The sequence below is a fragment of the Rhodococcus sp. PvR044 genome, from assembly GCF_040548995.1.
Taxonomy (GTDB): domain Bacteria; phylum Actinomycetota; class Actinomycetes; order Mycobacteriales; family Mycobacteriaceae; genus Rhodococcus_G; species Rhodococcus_G oryzae.
In genome coordinates, this window is the sequence record NZ_JBEPSX010000003.1 from 130511 (window position 1) to 148656 (window position 18146).

Consider the following 18146-nt stretch of genomic DNA (forward strand, 5'->3'; position numbering starts at 1 on the left):
ACGATGGGCGCGCGAGATACCAGGTCGGCCATCAGGGAGGCCGCGCTTCGGCAGTTCATCGCCAAGGGCGTCGAGCAGACCAGCCTGAGGGAGATCGCCGACGAGGTCGGTATCACCAAGGCCTCGCTCTACTACCACTACGCCTCCAAGGCCGACCTGCTGCTGGCCATCGTCACCCCGATCCTGTTCGTCATGCGTGACGTCGCCGACGTGCTCGATCAGGCGCCGCACACCGCGGACGGCATCCGGGAGGTGTTGCGCCGCTATCTGATCGGGCTGCTCAACCACCGCGCGGAGGGGTCGCTGTTCGTCCGGGACGCCTCGGCGATGACCGCAACCCTCGGCCCGATCCTGCCCGAGCTGATCGAGATCAACCGGCGGATCAACATCTGGTTGGCGGGCCCGGACGCCGCCACGGAGTCCACGATCCGCGCGGTCGCGGCGCTGGAGGTGCTCAACACGGCGCTGTCGGCGAACGCGGCGGTGCCGCAGGCCGACGACGAGGAGCTCTTGCGGGTGCTGCTCGACGCGGCGATGGGCGTGCTGCGGCTGTAGATCCGGTCGGCCGCAGACGCCCGCCCGGCTCACGCCGGGATCAGCGCCCGCTCACCCGCCAGCAGGCCCCGGCGCGCCAGGATCGGCCGCACCCCCTCGCCGAACCAGTACGCCTCCTCCAGGTGCGGGTACCCGGAGAGCACGAATTCGTCCAGCCCCAGCGAGTGGTACTCCTCGATCCGGTCCGCGACCTCCTCGTGGCTGCCGACCAGCGCGGTGCCCGCCCCGCCGCGGACCAGCCCGACGCCGGCCCACAGGTTCGGGGAGATCTCCAGCGACGCGGTGCTGCCGCCGTGCAGGGCCGCCATCCGCCGCTGTCCCTCCGACTCGGACCGTGCGAACCGGGCGCTGGCCTCGGCGACCGCGGTCGGGTCGAGGCCGGCGAGCATCGTGTCGGCGACGTCCCACGCCTGCCTCGAGGTGTCGCGGGTGATCACGTGCAGCCGGATGCCGAACCGGATGGTGCGCCCGGCACGTTCGGCGTGCTCGCGGACCGCGGCGATCTTCGCGGCCACCTGCGCAGGCGGCTCGCCCCAGGTGAGGTACACGTCGGCGTGACCCGCCGCCACCGGCAGGGCCGCCGCGGAGGAGCCGCCGAAGTAGATGGGCGGCACCGGGTTCGGCGGCGCCGAGGTGGTCGCGCCGACCAGCTTGTAGTGCTCGCCGTCGAAGTCGAACGGGGCCTCGCCCCACGTCCCGCGCAGGGCCTGCAGGAACTCGGCGGTGCGAGCGTAGCGCTGGTCCTTGGTCAGCCAGTCGCCGTAACTCCGCTGCTCCTGTGAGTCGCCCCCGGTCACCACGTTGAGCAGCAGTCGCCCGCCGGACAGGCGCTGGTAGCTGGCGGCCATCTGCGCGGCCAGCGTCGGCGAGATGACCCCGGGCCGGAACGCGACGAGGAACTTGAGCCGCTCGGTCAGCGGGATCAGGGCGGCGGTGGTCAGCCAGGCGTCCTCGCAGTGCGTCCCGGTGGGGGTGAGCACGCCGGTGAACCCGGACTGCTCGGCGGCGCGGGCGACCTGGGTCAGGTACTCGAGGGTCGGGGCCCGGTTCCCGGCGGTCCTGGGATCGGAGGTTGAGGAGTTCGAGTTGTCCACGATGCCGCGGCCGTCGCCGGCGGTGGGCAGGAACCAGTGCAGGTCGATGCTCATGAAGGGTGCTCCGAGATGTCAGTACGGCGGGCGTGTGCGCGCCGGTCGACGAGCCGTTGGGGCCAGGTCGTGGGAGGGGGGAGCGGGGCGGATCGCTACTGACAGAGCGCGGCGGCAACGCGCAGGAGGTCGACGTGGCGTCGCACCGTGAGCGCAGGGTTGCCGGACATGCGTCCAGGCTGGCAGTGGCGTGCGTGGCCTGTCAACTGCGCTTGCCCGATTTCATACCGCGATGGTAGGAATCAACCGCCGGACGGACCGGCCAGGCGAGGGGGCTGCCGTGCACATCACCGCGAAGGTGGACTACGCCGTGCGCACCCTGGTCGAACTGGCCGCGGCGGGGGAGGCGCTCGCGAAGGCGGAGTACCTCGCGAACGCGCAGACGATCCCGCACAAGTTCCTCGAGGCCGTCCTCGGTGACCTGCGCCGGGCAGGCATGGTGCACAGCAGGCGGGGCCCGGACGGCGGGTACTGGCTGGCCCGGCCCGCCGCCGAGATCACCGTCGCCGACGTGATCCGGGCCGTGGAGGGCCCGCTGGCGTCGGTGCGGGGCCAGCGCCCCGAGGAGGTCCACTACGACGGGCCCGCCGCCCCGCTGCTCGACGTGTGGATCGCGGTGCGGGTGAACCTGAGGGCCGTCCTGGAGGGTGTCAGTATCGCGGACATCGCCTGCGGCCGGCTGCCCGGATTCGTCGAGCGGCTCACCGCCGACCCGGAGGCATGGCGGAGGCGCTGAGCTGCGGGTTCGCCCGGTGTATCCCGCCGAGTCACGCGGTCGATTGGTAGCCTCGAAGCCTATGTTGTACTCACTGCTGCGCACCTACCTGCGCCCATACGGTGGTGACCTGGCGGGTGTCGTTGCGCTCCAGTTGATCTCGACCCTGACCACGCTGTATCTGCCGAGCCTCAACGCCGAGATCATCGACAACGGCGTCGCCAAGGGCGATACGGCTGTGGTGCTCTCCACCGGCGGCACGATGCTGCTCATCACGTGCCTGCAGGTCGCGTGCAGCATCGGCGCCGTGTACTTCGGCGCCCGCGCCGCGATGGGCATGGGTCGTGACCTGCGCGGCGCGGTCGTGCACCAGGTCGGCCGGTTCTCCGCGCGCGAGGTCGGCTACTTCGGGGCGCCCTCCCTGATCACCCGCAGCACGAACGACGTCCAGCAGATTCAGATGGTGGTGGTGATCAGCTGCACCATCCTGGTGGCGGCGCCGATCATGGGCATCGGCGGCATCGTCATGTCGATCCGTCAGTCGCAGGGCCTGGCCTGGGTGCTCGCCGTCGCGGTCCCGCTGCTCGGCCTGGCGATGTACCTGGTGATCTCGAAGATGGTGCCGCAGTTCCGGCTGATGCAGTCGCGGATCGACGCCATCAACCGGGTCCTGCGCGAGCAGATCACCGGCATCCGGGTGGTCCGGGCGTTCGTCCGCGAATCGCACGAGATGCGGCGTTTCGGCGCGGCCAACGAGGACCTGGCAGGCACCGCGTTGCGGGTCGGCAAGCTGATGGCGCTGATGCTCCCGATGGTGATGCTCATCGCGAACATCACCAGCGTCGCGGTGCTCTGGCTCGGCGGCCACCTCATCGACCAGGGCTCCATGCAGATCGGCTCGCTCACCGCGGTGCTCTCCTACATCATGCAGATCCTGATGGCGGTGATGATGGTGACCGTCATCGCCGTGATCCTGCCGCGCGCCTCGGTGTGTGCCGAGCGGCTCACCGAGGTCCTCGACACCGAGCCGTCGGTGCAGGCCTCGCCGAAGCCGCTCACCAGCTGGCGCGAGCGCGGCATCGTCGAGATGCGCGGCGCGACCTTCGCCTTCCCCGGCGCCGAGGCGCCGGTGCTGCGGAACGTCAGCTTCCTGGCCGAACCCGGGATGACCACCGCCATCATCGGTGGCACCGGATCCGGCAAGTCCACCCTGCTCAACCTGATCCCGCGGCTGATAGACGTCACCGGCGGCGAGGTCCGCGTCGGGGCCGCGGACGTCCGGGTCATCGACCCCGACCAGCTGCGTTCCTCGATCGGCCTGGTCCCGCAGAAGCCGTACCTGTTCTCCGGGACGGTGGCCAGCAACCTGCGGTACGGCAGGCCGGACGCGACGGACGCCCAGCTGTGGCGATGTCTGGAGATCGCGCAGGCCGCCGACTTCGTCCGGGCCATGCCGGGGGGCCTCGAGTCCCCGATCGCGCAGGGCGGCGCCACCGTCTCCGGCGGACAGCGGCAGCGGCTGGCGATCGCCAGGGCCCTGGTCAGGGAACCGGAGATCTACCTGTTCGACGACTCGTTCTCCGCGCTGGACCTGAGCACCGACGCCCGGCTGCGGGCCGCGTTGGCGCCGGTCACCCGGGACGCCTGCGTGATCATCGTCGCGCAGCGGGTCTCGACGATCATCGAGGCCGACCAGATCATCGTGCTCGAGGACGGTGCCATCGTGGGGATCGGCACCCACGCCGAGCTCGTGGACCGTTGTCAGACCTACGCGGAGATCGTCGCGTCCCAGCTCGCCGCGCAGGCGGCGTCGTGAGCGCCATGCGCGGCCCGATGGCCGCCGCGGGCCCGCCGTCGAAGAAGCCGATGGACTTCGGTCCGTCCGCGAGGCGTCTGCTCAAACGACTGTCCCCGGACAAGTTCGCGGTCGGACTGGTGCTCGTACTGGCGGCGATGAGCGTGGTGCTCAGCGTGGTGGCCCCGAAGATCCTCGGGCACGCCACCAACATCATCTTCGACGGTGTCGTCGGCAGGCAGCTGCCCGCGGGCCTCACCAAGGACCAGGCCGTCGACGAGTTGCGGGCACAGGGGCAGAACACCTTCGCGGACATGGTGTCCTCGATGGACGTGGTGCCCGGCACCGGGATCGACTTCGGCGCGCTCGGCCGGGTGCTCGCCGTCGTGCTCGTGATCTACCTGGCGGCCTCGCTGTTCAGCTGGGTGCAGGGCTACGTGCTCAACATCGTGGTGCAGCGCACCATCATGCGGCTGCGCGCGGACGTCGAGGAGAAGATCCACCGGCTGCCGTTGCGCTACTTCGACACCAACCCCCGCGGCGACCTGCTCAGCCGCGTCACCAACGACATCGACAACATCGCCCAGACCGTCCAGCAGACGATCAGCCAGCTGCTGACGTCCGTGCTCTCGGTGATCGGCATCCTGGCCATGATGCTGTGGATCTCGCCGCTGCTGGCGATGGTCGCGGTGGCGACCGTGCCGCTGTCGGTGCTGGCGACCACGCTGATCGCGAAGCGGTCGCAGAAGCACTTCGTGGCGCAGTGGACCACCACGGGCGCGCTGAACGCGCAGATCGAGGAGTCCTTCACCGGGCACGAGCTGGTGACCGCGTTCGGCCGCCAGCGCGAGGTCGGGGCCGCCTTCGACGAGCGGAACGAGCAGCTCTACCAGTCCGGTTTCCAGGCGCAGTTCATCTCGGGCATGGTGATGCCCGCGATCAACTTCCTCGGCAACCTCAACTACGTGGCCGTCGCGGTGGTTGGCGGCATGCGGGTGGCGTCCGGGTCGATGAGCCTCGGCGACGTGCAGGCCTTCATCCAGTACTCGCGTCAGTTCACCCAGCCGCTCACCCAGATCGGCGCCATGACCAACCTGATGCAGTCCGGCGTCGCGTCCGCCGAGCGGGTCTTCGCACTACTCGACGAGGACGAGCAGTCGCCGGACCCCGCGTCGCCCGCCACGCCGCTGGTCCGCCGCGGTCACGTCGAGTTCGAGAACGTGTCGTTCCGCTACAAGGAGGAGCAGCCGCTCATCGAGAACCTGTCGCTGACCGCCGAGCCGGGACACATGGTGGCGATCGTGGGTCCGACCGGGGCAGGCAAGACCACCCTGGTGAACCTGATCATGCGGTTCTACGAGGTGGACTCGGGGCGAATCAGGTTGGACGGCACCGACATCACCACCATGTCGCGCGACGACCTGCGGTCCCGCATCGGGATGGTGCTGCAGGACACCTGGTTGTTCGGCGGCACCATCCGGGAGAACATCGCCTACGGCCACCCCGACGCCACCGAGGCGCAGATTCGCGAGGCGGCCCGGATGAGTTACGTGGACCGTTTCGTGCATTCGCTCCCCGCGGGATACGACACCGTCATCGACGAGGAGGGCGGCAATGTCAGCGCGGGCGAGAAGCAGCTCATCACGATCGCGCGGGCGTTCCTCTCGCAACCGTCGATCCTGATCCTCGACGAGGCCACCAGTTCGGTGGACACCCGCACCGAGCTTCTCGTCCAGCACGCCACCGCGGCGCTGCGCAGCGACCGGACGAGTTTCGTCATCGCGCACCGACTCTCGACCATCCGCGACGCACACCTGATCGTGGTGATGGAGGAGGGCCACATCGTCGAGCAGGGCACCCACGAGGAACTGCTCGCCCGGCGCGGGGCGTACTTCGAGCTCTACAACAGCCAGTTCGTCGGACCGGCCGAGGCGGCCGTGTGAACGGGCTGATTGGATGACACGGTGAGCCAACCCTTCTTCACCCTCGGTACCCGGCTGCCCGGCCGCCCGGGCCGGACCGGCACCATCCACACTCCGCACGGTGAGATCCAGACCCCGGCGTTCATCGCGGTCGGGACCAACGCCACCGTCAAGGCGGTGCTGCCGGAGACGATGAAAGAACTTGGCACGCAGGCTGTTCTGGCGAATGCGTATCACCTGTACCTACAGCCTGGGCCGGACATCGTGGACGGAGCGGGCGGCCTGGGCCGGTTCATGAACTGGCCGGGCCCGACGTTCACCGACAGCGGCGGATTCCAGGTGATGTCGCTGGGCGTCGGCTTCAAGAAGGTGCTCTCGATGGACTCCGTCGGGGTCCAGTCCGACGATGTGATCGCCGTCGGCAAGGAGCGCCTCGCGCATGTCGACGACGACGGGGTGACGTTCAAGTCGCACCGAGACGGCTCCCGGCACCGGTTCACGCCGGAGATCTCGATGAGCATCCAGCACCGGCTCGGCGCGGACATCATCTTCGCGTTCGACGAGTTGACCACCCTGTTCAACACCCGTGGCTACCAGGAGGAGTCGGTCGAACGCACGCAGGCGTGGGCGGTGCGGTGCATCGCCGAGCACGAACGTCTGACCGCCGAGCGCAGCCACCGCCCGTACCAGGCGCTGTTCGGCGTCGTGCAGGGCGCGCAGTACGAGGACCTGCGCAGGCAGGCCTGCCGGGGGCTGGAGTCGATCGTCGGCGAGAGCGGCACCGGCTTCGACGGCTACGGGATCGGCGGGGCGCTGGAAAAGCAGAACCTCGGGACCATCGTGCGGTGGTGCAACGAGGAGCTGCCCGAACACAAGCCGCGGCACCTGCTGGGCATCAGCGAGCCGGACGACCTGTTCGTCGCCATCGAGAACGGGGCCGACACCTTCGACTGCGTGAATCCGTCACGGGTGGCGCGAAATGCCGCGATTTACACGACCACCGGACGGTTCAACATCAACACGAGCCGTTTCCGGCGCGATTACAACCCGATCGACGACGAGTGCGACTGCTATACCTGCAAGAACTATTCGAGGGCGTATCTGCACCACCTGTTCAAATCGAAAGAAATGCTGTCGTCGACGCTCGCGACCATTCACAACGAACGATTCACCATCCGGTTGGTGGACCGGATCCGGGAGAGCATCGAGGGCGGCTACTTCGACGATCTGAAGTCGGAGACTCTCGGACGGTTCTACGCCACCAGCCGCGTCTAGCCCGGCGTGCTCGCTCCGGCGAGCGAGTCGATCCAGCGTTCCAGGCGGAGGCCCTCGGCTGCCATGAGCTCGGGGTCCCGGAACGTATTGGTGAGCAGGGAAATGCCCTGGTAGGCGGCGATCAGGGCGACCGCGAGCTCACGGGAGTCGTCGCGGCCCATCGACCGGAACTGCTGCTCGGCCCAGTCGACCAGGTGACGCATGACCTCGGCGGCGTCGCGGTCCAGGCCATCGGTGCGTTTGTCGAGTTCCGATGACAGGGTCCCGAACGGGCAGCCGAATCGCGCGGCGACCTCACGCTGTTCCGTCCATCCACGCACCAGCGCATTGAGGCGCTCCTGCGGAGTGGGGTGCGCATCGAGCGCGGCGATCAACGCCTCGAGGCGCTGCGCGTGCGCGCCGATCGCCGCCCCGACCAGCTCGTCCTTGGTCTTGAAGTAGTAGTACACGTTGCCAACCGGGACGTCGGCCGCGCGCGCGATGTCGGTGAGGGTTGTCTTCTCCACGCCCTGCTCGTGAAAGACCTGGGCGGCGGCCTCCGCCAGGCGTTCCCGCTTGCCGCGCCGGGGCCCCACGCTCTCCGCTGAGTCAGTCACCTGACTAACTATAGACGGCCGCGTTGCCACCGGCTATCTTCAGTGTCAGTTAGTCAACTAACTAACTCGCGAGGGGCGTCGTCCGACGCGTGTGACCTCAGGAAACGACGAAGGGGAGCTGTTCATGATCGTGGTAACGGGAGCGACGGGGAACGTGGGCGTGCCGCTGGTGGGGGCCCTGGCCGCGGCGGGTGAGCAGGTCACCGCGGTCTCTCGGGGGTCGGCGGACGCGGTCCCCATCGGGGTCCGGCACCGGCAGGCCGATCTCACCGAACCGGACAGTCTCGGAGCCGCGGTCGAGGGAGCGGAGGCCCTGTTCCTCCTCGTTTCGGGGGAGGTCCTCGCGGCCGACGTCAGCCCGAGCCGGATCCTCGACGTCGCGCGTGCGGGCGGGGTTCGCCGAGTGGTCCTGTTGTCTTCCCAGGTCGCCGGGACCCGGCCGGACTCGCCCTCGCACGCGGGACTCAGGGCATTCGAGACCGCGGTCAAGGGGTCGGGCATGGAGTGGACGGTCCTGCGGCCTGCCGGCTTTGCCTCCAACGCGTTCGCATGGGTCGAGACGGTCCGTTCGCACCGTCGGGTCGCCGCGCCGTTCGGCGACGTCGGACTGCCGGACGTCGACCCGGCCGACCTCGCGGAGGCAGCCGCCGTGGTGCTGCGCGAGGCGGGCCACGCCGGCCGTACCTACGTACTCACCGGGCCTGCGCCGGTCTCGCCGCGTCAGCGGTCCGCGGCGATCGGTCAGGCGCTCGGCGAGCCGGTCGGATTCGCCGCGCAGAGCCGCGACGAGGCGAGGGCACAGATGCTGCGGTTCATGCCGGCGCCGGTGGTGGACGGCACTCTCGACGTCCTGGGCGCTCCGACGCCGGTCGAACAGCAGGTCAGTCCGGATCTCGAGGGAATCCTCGGCCGCCCGCCCCGGACCTTCGCCGAGTGGGCGGCGCGAAACGTCGACGCCTTCCGGTGAGTGGTCAGCTCGCGATCACGTACGTCGGTTCGTGCTTCTTGACGTAGGCGATCGCGCGGTAGGTGATCGGCATGACCAGCACCTCGACCAGCGTCTTCCACAGGAAGCCGACGATCAGGTAGTTGAAGAAGTCGCCCCACGTGCTGATCCCGATCGCGCCCGCCGCGATGGCGCAGAAGATCAGGGTGTCGGCGAACTCGCCGACCACGGTCGACCCGATGAGCCGTGCCCACAGGTGCTTCTCCTTGGTGCGCTCCTTGATGGACACCATCACCAGCGAGTTGAGCAACTGGCCGACGAGGTACCCGGCCAGGCCTGCCAGCAGCAGTCGGGGGTACACCCCCACCACTGCCTCGAGCGACGCCTGGTTGACATAGAAGTCTGCGGACGGCAGCTCCAGCAGCAGCCAGAAGCACGCGGACGCCAGGATCATGGCCCCGAAGCCCAGGTAGATGGCCCGCCGGGTGGCCTTGAAGCCGTACACCTCGCTGAGCACGTCGCCGAGGATGTAGGCCATCGGGAAGAGGAAGAACCCGCCGTCGGTGATGATCGGCAGGATCTGCAGCGGGCCGACGCTCAGCTCGGCACCCGCGAAGAAGGCCACCCCCTTGGTGGCGCAGATATTCGAGATCAGCAACACGGCGGTGAAGAGCGCCACGATCGTGGGGTAGTAGCCGCGACTGACGTGCGCGAAGGTCGCGTGCTCGGGGTTCTTCTCGGCGTGCTCTGACACTGTCACGACGCCATCCAAGCATCACAACGCCGCAGGGCGCGACCTCGACCCTGGTGGGAGGAGCTCGCGCCCTGCGGCGGGTGCGCGGTTTGTCCGGTTGTCCGGATCAGGGGGCGATCGGGCCCCTGACCACCACGCGGTAGGCGTACGTGGAGGCGATGACGGTCAGCGGGATGGTCACCAGCAGGCCGAGACCGCACAGCAGCGCGCCGACGATGTTGATACCGACCAGCGCCAGCGCGAGGAGCAGCAGGGCTCCGACGTTCTGCGAGATGGCGCTGAAGCTCGACTTGATCGCGGTGATCGCGTCCTGGTTCTGGTCGATCACGAACTGCAGCGTCCACCAGGTCAGGAACACGATGATCAGGCCCGGGATGATCAGCAGCACGAAGCCGATCGCGGACAGCACACCGACGATGACGCTGGCAAGGATGATCGCGCCGACGTTGTTGAACTGGAAGAACGAGCCGATCGCCGGCTTGTTGCCGTCCACCTCGTGCAGGGCGCCGCGGATCATGGCCGCCTGGATGAGGTATCCCACGACGGTGGTGACGATGGTGCCGAAGATGCCCCACACCGTGAAGGCCGAGGAGAAGTCGCCCGAGGTGTTCCCGGTGTTGAAGATCAGGCTGAGCGCCACCTCGATGACGGCGGCGATCAGGACGATGCCGATCCAGATCCCGGCGTTGGCCTTGAACTTGTTCCAGGAGTAGCCGAGCGCGTCACCGACCGTGAGCTGCGGGGTGCCGCCGGGGCCGCCGAAGCCGGGGGCCGAGAACGCGTCCGCGCCGTACCCGGGCGGCGGGGGATAGCCGCCTTCGCCCGCGCCGTATCCGGGGGGCGGCGGGTAGCCGCCGGGCATGTTCGGGGTTCCGCCCTGCTGGTATCCGGGCGGGGGCGGGTAACTGCCGGGCTGCGGCGCGCCCTGCTGCGGGTACCCGGGCTGCGGTGCGCCCTGCTGCGGGTATCCGGGCGGGGGCGGGTAGCCACCGGGGGGCGGCGGGTAGCCGCCGGGAGGCGGGGTGGCGCCGGGCTGCGGGTATCCGGGCGGCGGCGGGTACCCGCCGGCAGGCGGATTCTGCGGCGGAATCGGATTGTCCGGGGTGCCCTCGTTGCCAGGCTGGCCGGTCGGTGGGTTTTCGCTCACAGTCTTCCTTCTTTTGTGCGGTTGAGTTGTGGTGCGTCCCGAACTCGAACAACGGCGGGTTCGGGTGAAAATGGTCGTGCGGTGATCGATCAGCTCCTGACGACCTGGGTTCCGCCTGCCAGTTCGTCGTGCTTGCCCTGCTTGGTGGGGCTCGAATTGATGGTCACCGCGATCACGATGACCGCGATCAGGCTCAGCAGCCCGCCGATGAACGGGATGATGTTGAGCAGGTTGAACGCCTCGCGGATGGAGGCCTGCTGCGGGGTCGGGTTGCCGCCGCCGGGGCCGCGCACGCTCAGTCCGAGCATCTTCTTGCCCGGTGTCCAGCCCCTGATGTCGAAGACCACGAAATACGCGAACGTCAGGATGCCCGAGACCAATCCGCTGATGGCGATGTTGTCGGCGACGCCGAAGGCGATCAGCAGGATCCAGGTGACGACTCCGACCAGGATGTAGTCGACGAGCCGCGCGCCGAACCGAACCCCGAGGCTGCCGGGTTCGGCGCCGCCTGGGAATGCGCCCCCCGCCACCTGGTCATCGAATTGCGGCGGAGTCGGGTAGGACGGCTCGCCTGGTTGGTTCTGGTTCTGATCAAATCCACCGGTGGTCATGTTTTCCCCTCGGATGCGGTCTGATTGCTGCCATTCAACGGTGCTCGTCATACACAGTGCTTAGTGACCCTACGTGCGATCCCCATTGCCCGGTACCCTGCCGTTCGCCGAATACGTTTCGATTGCGCAAACATCCATTAAAGATCCGCGAATACCCAGGCGGTTCGCGGGAGCGCGACGGGATCGAAACCTCGAAGTAACTCGTCCAGGCCGGGCTTGTCGCCTGCCTCGGCCATTCCGAGGGAGGTTGCCAGGATTCCCCGCACCTCGTCGGGGGTGCGACCCAGGGCCCGCTGGTCGGCCAGCGTGACGGCGCCGTCGCGTTTGGCCAACCGCTTACCGTCGGAATTGAGTGCCAGCGGGACATGCGCGTAGCGCGGCACGGTCAGCGAGAGCAGCGAGGCCAGGTAGGCCTGCCGCGGCGCGGAGGAGAGCAGGTCGTCCCCGCGTACCACCTGGTCGACGCCCTGCTCCGCGTCGTCGACCACCACGGCAAGGTTGTAGGCCGGGATGCCGTCGCCGCGCCGGAGCACCACGTCGTCGATCGCGCCGGTGTAGCGGCCGTGCAGCTCGTCCTCGATCGCGAATTCGGTGATCTCCGCGCGTAGCCGGATGGCCGGGGGCCTGCCCGAGTCGTGCTTGGCCGCGATCTCGGCTGCGCTCAGGTCGCGGCAGGTACCGGGGTAGTGGCCGTCCGGTCCGTGCGGCGCCGAGACGGCCTGCTGGATTTCTCTTCTGGTGCAGAAACATTCGTAGGTTCGGCCGGCGGCGGTGAGTTCGTCGATGGCGGCGTCGTAGCGCACCAGGCGTTCCGACTGCCGGACGATCGGACCGTCCCAGTCCAGCCCCAAGGCCGCGAGGTCGTCGAGCTGTCGCGTTTCGGCACCCGCCCGCACCCGGTCGAGGTCCTCGATTCGCATCAGGAATCTCCGGCCGGTGGAGCGGGCGAACAGCCACGCCAGCATCGCGGTTCGGAGGTTACCGAGGTGCAGGTCGCCGGACGGGCTCGGGGCGAACCGTCCGGCACCGCTAGCGACTGCTTGCAGGTCGCTCGAAACGGCACCGCTAGCGACTGCTTGCAGGTCGCTCGAAACGGCACCGCTTGCGACTGCTTGCAGGTCGCTCGAAACGGCACCGCTTGCGACTGCTTGCAGGTCGCTCGAAACTGCACCGATCGGGGCCGACTGTGGCATGACGTCAGCCTATCGAGTGGGGTTGCCCGCCAGGAGGGGTCCCGGTGCGCCGTCGGCCCCCGCCCGGATGGACGGGGGCCGAGGCCGCGCAACTGAGGGGGCTCAGCTGCTGAAGGCACCGACCAGGCTGCCGAAGATGCCGCCCGCGCCGGAGAGGACCTCGGAGATGACGTCGATTCCGCTGCTGCCGGTGTCGGCGCCTGCGTCTGCGATCGGGGTGAAGTTTGCCATGGGATTCCTCCAGGAAGTCTGTGTCGTTCGATCTGCATCGCGGACTGTATCGGAGGTTCTGCGGGCGCGCATCCCTTGAAATCGCAGGGTTTCTGTTCGGTTAACGTCGGCCAAAGCTGCGGGAAACAACCTGCGCTGCAACCCTTCCGGAACATGAACAGTTCATGTAGAAGCTGGTCCGAATGGTCGCCGGCAGTCGGAGGTGGCATCCGCCGCGTCGTCCGGGGCGAATGTCGGCGAACCGTCACGGACCATGAAATCAGTTGATGGGCACTACTGTTCATCGTTTCGGACTCGGATACGAAAGGGCCCCGCCCGAAAACTGTTGGGCGGGGCCTATCTTGGGTGGGGCGAACGTCAGCTGATGGTCACGTTGTTCAACGTGTCGAGCACGGCCTTGATCGTGGTGCCGAGGATGCCCTCGATGTCGACGGCGGTCGCGGCGCCGGTGTCGAGTACGGAGCTGCCGTTGTCTGCCATGGTGGTTCCTCCCGAGTGGACTGTGCGCCGACGGCCGACGCATCGCGGACAGTAATGAAGGGTCCCGCGCCGCGCAGTGCGAGCGAAGCGGTCACCGCGTGCGGGCGTCCGCCGCAGGATCGATCGCCGTGGTCACGCGGGTTCCGGCCCGGGCGGCGTCCTTCGCACAGTGTCGACCGTCACAGCGCCTCGGGGTGGCTCAGGCCCTCCTGCCGAGCAGGCCGAGGACCCGCGTCTGCTCGTCCGCCTCGGCGGGAACCGCGACCACGGGGCCGCAGACCCCGGGTCCGTGCAGGGCCTCACCCATCCGCTCGGCGAAGCGGGCGAGCATCGCCAGGTCCCCGGGATTGATGGCCGTGTCGGCGCCGGTCGCCTTCGCGATGTCCCAGCCGTGTACCACCAGGTCGAAGGTGTAGAAGGAGCCGAAGGTGTCGGAAACCTTCGCCGTGCCCATCTGCCCCTCGTACTCACGATCGGCGCGCTCGGGATCGTCGAGGATCTCCTGCACGGCGTCGCGGGTCTGTGTCCAGGCCCCGACGGGATCGACAGCGACGTCGGGGACCGCAGGCAGCGTCATGCCCGCCGCGTTGACCGGGTAGGACTGGGTCTCGATGACATGCCCGAGCACGTCCCTGGCGGTCCAGCCCTCGCAGGGGGAGGTGTTGTCCCAGCGGTCGGCGGGCACGGCTTCGACGCGGCGGGTCAGTTCGGCGGCGAGTCGCCGGTAGAGATCGGCGTTGCTGGTCGTGGTGGTCATGGCTCCATGGTGCGACCTGCGCGACGACGCGGTCTTGAAGATTCACGACATCCGTCCTGGCCCCGGATACAACGATGGCCCCCGATCCGGAGATCGGGGGCCATCGTGTGGCGGAGGATAGGGGATTTGAACCCCTGAGGGCGTTAACCCAACCCGCGTTCCAGGCGAGCGCCATAGGCCACTAGGCGAATCCTCCGTGGGCGAGCATACCGGCTAACCCGCCAGGAAATGAAAACGGCCCCCCGATCGGGGCGAAAGCTCGGCCGCCTGTCCGCCCCCGGACGGGCATGGCTACACTCGTGGACGGATCCCGCGCGGCGCGCATCCTGTGAACTCCCCCAGGGCCGGAAGGCAGCAAGGGTCAATGGGCTCTGCCGGGTGCGCGGGGTCCCCTTTATTTTTGCGCACCTCCGACAGTCGCGCCGGTGAAAGGTCTTTCGGCATGCCTACCCAAACCCAAGTTGGGTTGATGAGCCATGAGGAACTCCGTTCGGAGCACGAGCGCCAGTCCGCGAATTACGCGCAGCTCAAGACGGAGAAGCTCACCCTCGACCTGACCCGCGGGAAGCCGTCGCCCGAGCAGCTGGACCTCTCGCAGGCGTTGCTCGCGTTGCCAGGAGTCGAGTACCGCGACGGCAACGGAGTGGACTGCCGCAACTACGGCGGCCTCACCGGACTGCCGGAGCTGCGTGCCATCTTCGGCGAACTGCTCGGCATCCCGACCGAGAACCTGTTGGCCGGCAACAACGCGAGCCTCGAGATCATGCACGACATCATCGTGTTCGCGCTGCTGCACGGCACCCCCGACTCGGTGCGGCCGTGGTCGCAGGAGCCGAAGATCAAGTTCCTGTGCCCGAGCCCCGGCTACGACCGGCACTTCGCGATCACCGAGTCGTACGGGATCGAGATGATCCCCGTCCCGATGCGGCACGACGGCCCGGACGTCGCGCTGATCGCCCGGCTGGTCGCCGAGGATCCGCAGATCAAGGGAATGTGGGCGGTGCCCACCTACTCGAACCCGACCGGTGCGGTCTTCTCGGAGGAGGTCGTGCGGACGCTGGCCTCGATGCCGACCGCGGCCCCCGACTTCCGGCTCTTCTGGGACAACGCGTACGCGGTGCACCCGCTGGTCGAGGAGTTCGAGGCCCCGCTGGACGTGCTGGGCATCGCGGCGGCGGCGGGGCACCCGAACCGGCCGTTCGTGTTCGCGTCGACGTCGAAGATCACCTTCGCGGGCGCGGGCGTCAGCTTCGTCGGCGGCTCCACGCAGAACCTGGCCTGGTACCAGCAGCACCTGGGCAAGAAGAGCATCGGGCCGGACAAGGTCAACCAGCTGCGGCACCTGATGTTCTTCAAGGACGCCGACGGCGTGCGCGCGCACATGGACAAGCATCGGGAGATCCTTGCGCCGAAGTTCGCGCTGGTCCTGCAGATCCTCGAGGATCGGCTCGGGTCGTCGAAGGTGGCGTCCTGGACCGAGCCGAAGGGTGGCTACTTCATCAGCCTCGACGTCGTCGAGGGCACCGCGAAGCGGGTCATCGGCCTGGCGAAGGAGGCCGGCATCGCGTTGACCGCCGCCGGCTCGGCCTTCCCGTACGGCACCGACCCGGAGGACAAGAACATCCGGCTCGCGCCGAGCTTCCCGTCCACCGACGACCTCGCGAAGGCGATGGACGGGGTGGCGACCTGCGTGTTGCTGGCCGCCACCGAGAAGTCGCTCGAGCAGGCGTAGCCGGGCCCGACGGGCCCGGCTACGCCTGCCCGCCGTCAGGGCAGCGGCAGTCGGCCCGCCGTCGACGCCGACCCCAGCCAGGTGTGCGGGTTTCCGTTCCAGCACCAGCCCAGTTTCGGTCGGCGCTGGCTGATCCACAGCGCGGGCACCCGCTTGTCCCCGCACCGTGACGACAGCAGCGAGAAGCACTTGTTCTTGCGGAGCATGTCGGGGCGCACGGTGATCAGCGCGACGCCCTCCGCCACGGTGAGCCCGGTGCTTCCTCTTTCGGTCAGCGACGTCAGTGCCGTCGCAGGTGTGACGTTCAGATACTCCGTCCCGGTGTCGACGTTCAGTAGCGCGTAGCCGATCCCGTCCGGAACCTCGACGGATTCGATAGGCAGGAACCGGGCGAGCTCGGCGGGCTCGAAGTCGGCGAACCCCCGTTGGGTGCCGAGGGCGGTGCGCGACATCGCCTCGTGCGCGTCGATGGAGGCGCCCTGCGCGGTACGCGCGACGACCAGGACGAACGGGATGTGATCCTCGCCCTGGTCGGCGGCGCTCTCCTGGTGCGCGAGCACCACCGCGCGGAGCGGTTCCAGCGCGGCCGCGAAGTCGTCGTCGGCCAGCCCGGCCAGGCCGGGGTAGCCCGACTCGGTGAGTGCGCCGATCTGGCGGTCGAACTCGATATCGGTCGGGGTTGCAGTCAAGGATCCCTCGCTTCCGTACGGTGTACCGAACTCAACGGGCGGCGACGCGAGATTGTTCCCTGACGCCTGCAGGGTCGAAAGTTCGCCGCCGGAAATGGCAGGATCGGGCCATGGCACTCACGCTGCACCTCGCCGGAGACGCTGATGCGGATGCGCTGCTCGCAGCGGATCCACTCGCCCTGCTGATCGGGATGCTGCTCGATCAGCAGATCCCGATGGAAGTGGCCTTCGCCGGGCCGAAGAAGCTAGACGATCGGCTGTCCGGCCTGGACGTGCACAAGATCGCGGAGATGGATCCGGACGCGTTCCTCGCGCTCTGCGCGACCCCGCCGGCCGTGCACCGGTTCCCCGGGTCGATGGGCAAGCGAATCCAGGACCTGTGCATCTACCTCGTCGAGCACTACGACGGCAGGACCGAGGCGATCTGGACCGAGGGTGATCCCGACGGTCGCGAGGTGCTGGGGCGGCTCAAGGCGCTGCCCGGCTACGGGGATCAGAAGGCCAGGATCTTTCTCGCGTTGCTGGGCAAGCAGATCGGCGTCGCGCCGGAGGGCTGGCGGGAGGCGGCAGGGGCGTACGGCGACGACGGCTCGCGCCGGTCCATCGCCGACGTCGTCGACGACCGCACCCTTGGCGAGGTCCGCGAGTTCAAGAAGTCCGCGAAGGCGGCGGCGAAGGCCGCGAAAGCGAAATGACGTGCACTGTTCCCGGCCCCTGGAGGGGAGGGCGGGAACAGTGCACGTCCGATCAGCCGCCGCTCGATCTCGAGCTACCGCGGCCGCTCGTTCCCGATCTCAACCAGCGAGCTTGCTGAAGTTCGGGAAGTTGGACAGTTCCCAGCCGCCGTCGACGACCAGGCTCGCGCCGGTGATGTAGCCCGCGTCGTCGCTGGCCAGGTACAGGCACGGCCCGGCGACCTCGTCGGGCGTCGCCGCCCGCGCCATCGGGATGCGTTCGAGGAACATCGCCTGCGCGGGCTCGTAGGCCAGCACCGGGGCGACCAGCGGGGTGTCGACGAGTCCCGGCAGCACGGAGTTGACCCGGATGCCCGACGATGCCAGCTCGAGAGCGGCATTCTTGCTGAACATCTCGACGCCCGCCTTGCCGGTCGCGTACGGGCTGCCCCCTGGCATCGGCACATGGGCGTTCAGCGAGGAGACGTTGACGATGGCCCCGCCGCGCCCACCGGCGCTCATGCGCCGCGCCTCGTGCTTGGTGCAGAGGAAGACGCCCTTCTGCACCAGGTCGATGGTGAAGTCCCAGTCGGCCTCGTCGAGATCGACGATCGCGCCCACGCGGGACGCGCCCGCCACGTTGAAGGCCAGGTCCAGCGCCCCGAACCGGGTCACCGCGGCGTCAAGGGCCGCCGCGACCTCCTCCTCCTTGGTCACGTCGGCGGTGACGGGCAGGAACGCCTTGCCGAACTCGGTGGCCATGGCGCCGAGCGCATCACCGGCCAGGTCGATCCCGACGACATTCGCGCCCTCGGCCATCAGGCGGATCGCGATGGCCTCGCCGATGCCGGACGCCGCGCCGGTCACCGCCGCCGTCTTGCCGACAAACCGGTTCTCACTCATCCGTGCTACTTCCGTTCATCGCT

The 18146-nt window shown here is 68.5% G+C and carries 20 protein-coding genes, 1 tRNA gene and 1 other RNA gene; 9 read left to right on the plus strand and 13 right to left on the minus strand.

Annotated elements, in window-relative coordinates:
- Window positions 1–3 precede the first annotated feature (3 nt).
- The gene (locus ABIC28_RS09120) at window positions 4–555 is read left to right on the plus strand and encodes a TetR/AcrR family transcriptional regulator (RefSeq protein ID WP_097213098.1); all 552 of its coding nucleotides are present in this window, start codon (window positions 4–6) and stop codon (window positions 553–555) included.
- A gap of 29 nt (window positions 556–584) precedes the next feature.
- Here ABIC28_RS09120 and ABIC28_RS09125 read toward each other — a convergent pair whose 3' ends face one another.
- On the minus strand, window positions 585–1703 hold the full coding sequence (locus ABIC28_RS09125; protein ID WP_097213097.1) for an LLM class flavin-dependent oxidoreductase: 1119 nt from the start codon (window positions 1701–1703) through the stop codon (window positions 585–587).
- A 95-nt stretch (window positions 1704–1798) separates the two neighbouring features.
- On the minus strand, window positions 1799–1873 hold the full coding sequence (locus ABIC28_RS09130; protein WP_354578830.1) for a putative leader peptide: 75 nt from the start codon (window positions 1871–1873) through the stop codon (window positions 1799–1801).
- Window positions 1874–1983: 110 nt separating this feature from the next.
- Between ABIC28_RS09130 and ABIC28_RS09135 the strand changes: the two genes are divergently transcribed.
- The 4 genes from ABIC28_RS09135 (at window position 1984) to tgt (ending at window position 7410) form a co-directional block, all read left to right on the plus strand.
- Window positions 1984–2439 carry an RrF2 family transcriptional regulator gene (locus tag ABIC28_RS09135; RefSeq protein WP_097213152.1) on the plus strand — a complete coding sequence of 152 codons (456 nt, stop codon included), beginning with the start codon at window positions 1984–1986 and terminating at the stop codon, window positions 2437–2439.
- Between the two features lie 61 nt (window positions 2440–2500).
- Entirely contained in the window at window positions 2501–4234 is a 1734-nt protein-coding gene (locus tag ABIC28_RS09140; RefSeq protein ID WP_097213096.1) for an ABC transporter ATP-binding protein, read from the plus strand.
- A gap of 5 nt (window positions 4235–4239) precedes the next feature.
- Window positions 4240–6156 carry an ABC transporter ATP-binding protein gene (locus ABIC28_RS09145; protein ID WP_097213151.1) on the plus strand — a complete coding sequence of 639 codons (1917 nt, stop codon included), beginning with the start codon at window positions 4240–4242 and terminating at the stop codon, window positions 6154–6156.
- Between the two features lie 9 nt (window positions 6157–6165).
- Complete coding sequence (gene tgt, locus ABIC28_RS09150; RefSeq protein ID WP_502945001.1) at window positions 6166–7410, plus strand: tRNA guanosine(34) transglycosylase Tgt; 1245 nt, start codon at window positions 6166–6168, stop codon at window positions 7408–7410.
- Here the strand turns inward: tgt and ABIC28_RS09155 are convergent.
- Entirely contained in the window at window positions 7407–8006 is a 600-nt protein-coding gene (locus tag ABIC28_RS09155; protein WP_257017619.1) for a TetR/AcrR family transcriptional regulator, read from the minus strand. The two genes, tgt and ABIC28_RS09155, sit on opposite strands and share 4 nt — an antisense overlap.
- 124 nt (window positions 8007–8130) lie before the next feature.
- On the opposite strand from ABIC28_RS09155, the gene ABIC28_RS09160 reads away from it, so the two are divergent.
- Window positions 8131–8973, plus strand: a complete 843-nt coding sequence (locus ABIC28_RS09160; RefSeq protein ID WP_269589574.1) for an NAD(P)H-binding protein — start codon at window positions 8131–8133, stop codon at window positions 8971–8973.
- Between the two features lie 4 nt (window positions 8974–8977).
- Here the strand turns inward: ABIC28_RS09160 and ABIC28_RS09165 are convergent, their stop codons facing one another.
- The 8 genes from ABIC28_RS09165 to ABIC28_RS09200 form a co-directional block, all read right to left on the minus strand.
- Complete coding sequence (locus ABIC28_RS09165) at window positions 8978–9712, minus strand: queuosine precursor transporter (RefSeq protein WP_306455745.1); 735 nt, start codon at window positions 9710–9712, stop codon at window positions 8978–8980.
- A gap of 100 nt (window positions 9713–9812) precedes the next feature.
- A complete protein-coding gene (locus ABIC28_RS09170) occupies window positions 9813–10853 on the minus strand; it encodes a hypothetical protein (RefSeq protein WP_354578531.1) in 1041 nt (346 codons plus the stop codon).
- An 89-nt stretch (window positions 10854–10942) separates the two neighbouring features.
- Window positions 10943–11464, minus strand: coding sequence for an RDD family protein (locus ABIC28_RS09175; protein WP_354578533.1), 522 nt, complete (start codon window positions 11462–11464; stop codon window positions 10943–10945).
- Between the two features lie 137 nt (window positions 11465–11601).
- Entirely contained in the window at window positions 11602–12546 is a 945-nt protein-coding gene (gluQRS, locus tag ABIC28_RS09180; protein WP_374102922.1) for a tRNA glutamyl-Q(34) synthetase GluQRS, read from the minus strand.
- Window positions 12547–12759: 213 nt separating this feature from the next.
- A complete protein-coding gene (locus ABIC28_RS09185) occupies window positions 12760–12888 on the minus strand; it encodes a hypothetical protein (protein ID WP_257017617.1) in 129 nt (42 codons plus the stop codon).
- A 357-nt stretch (window positions 12889–13245) separates the two neighbouring features.
- Window positions 13246–13368 carry a hypothetical protein gene (locus ABIC28_RS09190; RefSeq protein WP_257017616.1) on the minus strand — a complete coding sequence of 41 codons (123 nt, stop codon included), beginning with the start codon at window positions 13366–13368 and terminating at the stop codon, window positions 13246–13248.
- Window positions 13369–13567: 199 nt separating this feature from the next.
- The gene (locus ABIC28_RS09195; RefSeq protein ID WP_354578536.1) at window positions 13568–14125 is read right to left on the minus strand and encodes a TIGR03086 family metal-binding protein; all 558 of its coding nucleotides are present in this window, start codon (window positions 14123–14125) and stop codon (window positions 13568–13570) included.
- A gap of 108 nt (window positions 14126–14233) precedes the next feature.
- Window positions 14234–14321 (minus strand) — tRNA-Ser (locus ABIC28_RS09200).
- A gap of 106 nt (window positions 14322–14427) precedes the next feature.
- Here ABIC28_RS09200 and ffs point away from each other — a divergent pair.
- Together ffs and ABIC28_RS09210 are read left to right on the plus strand one after the other, a co-directional pair.
- An RNA gene (ffs, locus tag ABIC28_RS09205) (signal recognition particle sRNA small type) lies at window positions 14428–14522 on the plus strand.
- 45 nt (window positions 14523–14567) lie between these two features.
- Window positions 14568–15857 (plus strand): aspartate aminotransferase type Ic, encoded by a 1290-nt coding sequence (locus ABIC28_RS09210; protein ID WP_097213088.1) that lies wholly within the window; start codon window positions 14568–14570, stop codon window positions 15855–15857.
- Between the two features lie 35 nt (window positions 15858–15892).
- On the opposite strand, the gene ABIC28_RS09215 is transcribed toward ABIC28_RS09210, so the two are convergent.
- A complete protein-coding gene (locus ABIC28_RS09215; RefSeq protein ID WP_354578538.1) occupies window positions 15893–16546 on the minus strand; it encodes a DUF5701 family protein in 654 nt (217 codons plus the stop codon).
- Between the two features lie 110 nt (window positions 16547–16656).
- On the opposite strand from ABIC28_RS09215, the gene ABIC28_RS09220 reads away from it, so the two are divergent.
- On the plus strand, window positions 16657–17241 hold the full coding sequence (locus ABIC28_RS09220; protein ID WP_097213086.1) for an HhH-GPD-type base excision DNA repair protein: 585 nt from the start codon (window positions 16657–16659) through the stop codon (window positions 17239–17241).
- A gap of 99 nt (window positions 17242–17340) precedes the next feature.
- Here the strand turns inward: ABIC28_RS09220 and ABIC28_RS09225 are convergent, their stop codons facing one another.
- On the minus strand, window positions 17341–18123 hold the full coding sequence (locus tag ABIC28_RS09225; protein WP_097213085.1) for an SDR family NAD(P)-dependent oxidoreductase: 783 nt from the start codon (window positions 18121–18123) through the stop codon (window positions 17341–17343).
- Between the last annotated feature and the right edge of the window lie 23 nt (window positions 18124–18146).

Bases quoted from the DNA above. Each gene is read 5' to 3' on its own strand.
- ABIC28_RS09120 (WP_097213098.1), top strand. From the start codon at position 4: ATGGGCGCGCGAGATACCAGGTCGGCCATCAGGGAGGCCGCGCTTCGG.
- ABIC28_RS09125 (WP_097213097.1), bottom strand. From the start codon at position 1,703: ATGAGCATCGACCTGCACTGGTTCCTGCCCACCGCCGGCGACGGCCGC.
- ABIC28_RS09140 (WP_097213096.1), top strand. From the start codon at position 2,501: ATGTTGTACTCACTGCTGCGCACCTACCTGCGCCCATACGGTGGTGAC.
- ABIC28_RS09145 (WP_097213151.1), top strand. From the start codon at position 4,240: ATGCGCGGCCCGATGGCCGCCGCGGGCCCGCCGTCGAAGAAGCCGATG.
- ABIC28_RS09160 (WP_269589574.1), top strand. From the start codon at position 8,131: ATGATCGTGGTAACGGGAGCGACGGGGAACGTGGGCGTGCCGCTGGTG.
- ABIC28_RS09175 (WP_354578533.1), bottom strand. From the start codon at position 11,464: ATGACCACCGGTGGATTTGATCAGAACCAGAACCAACCAGGCGAGCCG.
- ABIC28_RS09185 (WP_257017617.1), bottom strand. From the start codon at position 12,888: ATGGCAAACTTCACCCCGATCGCAGACGCAGGCGCCGACACCGGCAGC.
- ABIC28_RS09190 (WP_257017616.1), bottom strand. From the start codon at position 13,368: ATGGCAGACAACGGCAGCTCCGTACTCGACACCGGCGCCGCGACCGCC.
- ABIC28_RS09195 (WP_354578536.1), bottom strand. From the start codon at position 14,125: ATGACCACCACGACCAGCAACGCCGATCTCTACCGGCGACTCGCCGCC.
- ABIC28_RS09210 (WP_097213088.1), top strand. From the start codon at position 14,568: ATGCCTACCCAAACCCAAGTTGGGTTGATGAGCCATGAGGAACTCCGT.
- ABIC28_RS09220 (WP_097213086.1), top strand. From the start codon at position 16,657: ATGGCACTCACGCTGCACCTCGCCGGAGACGCTGATGCGGATGCGCTG.
- ABIC28_RS09225 (WP_097213085.1), bottom strand. From the start codon at position 18,123: ATGAGTGAGAACCGGTTTGTCGGCAAGACGGCGGCGGTGACCGGCGCG.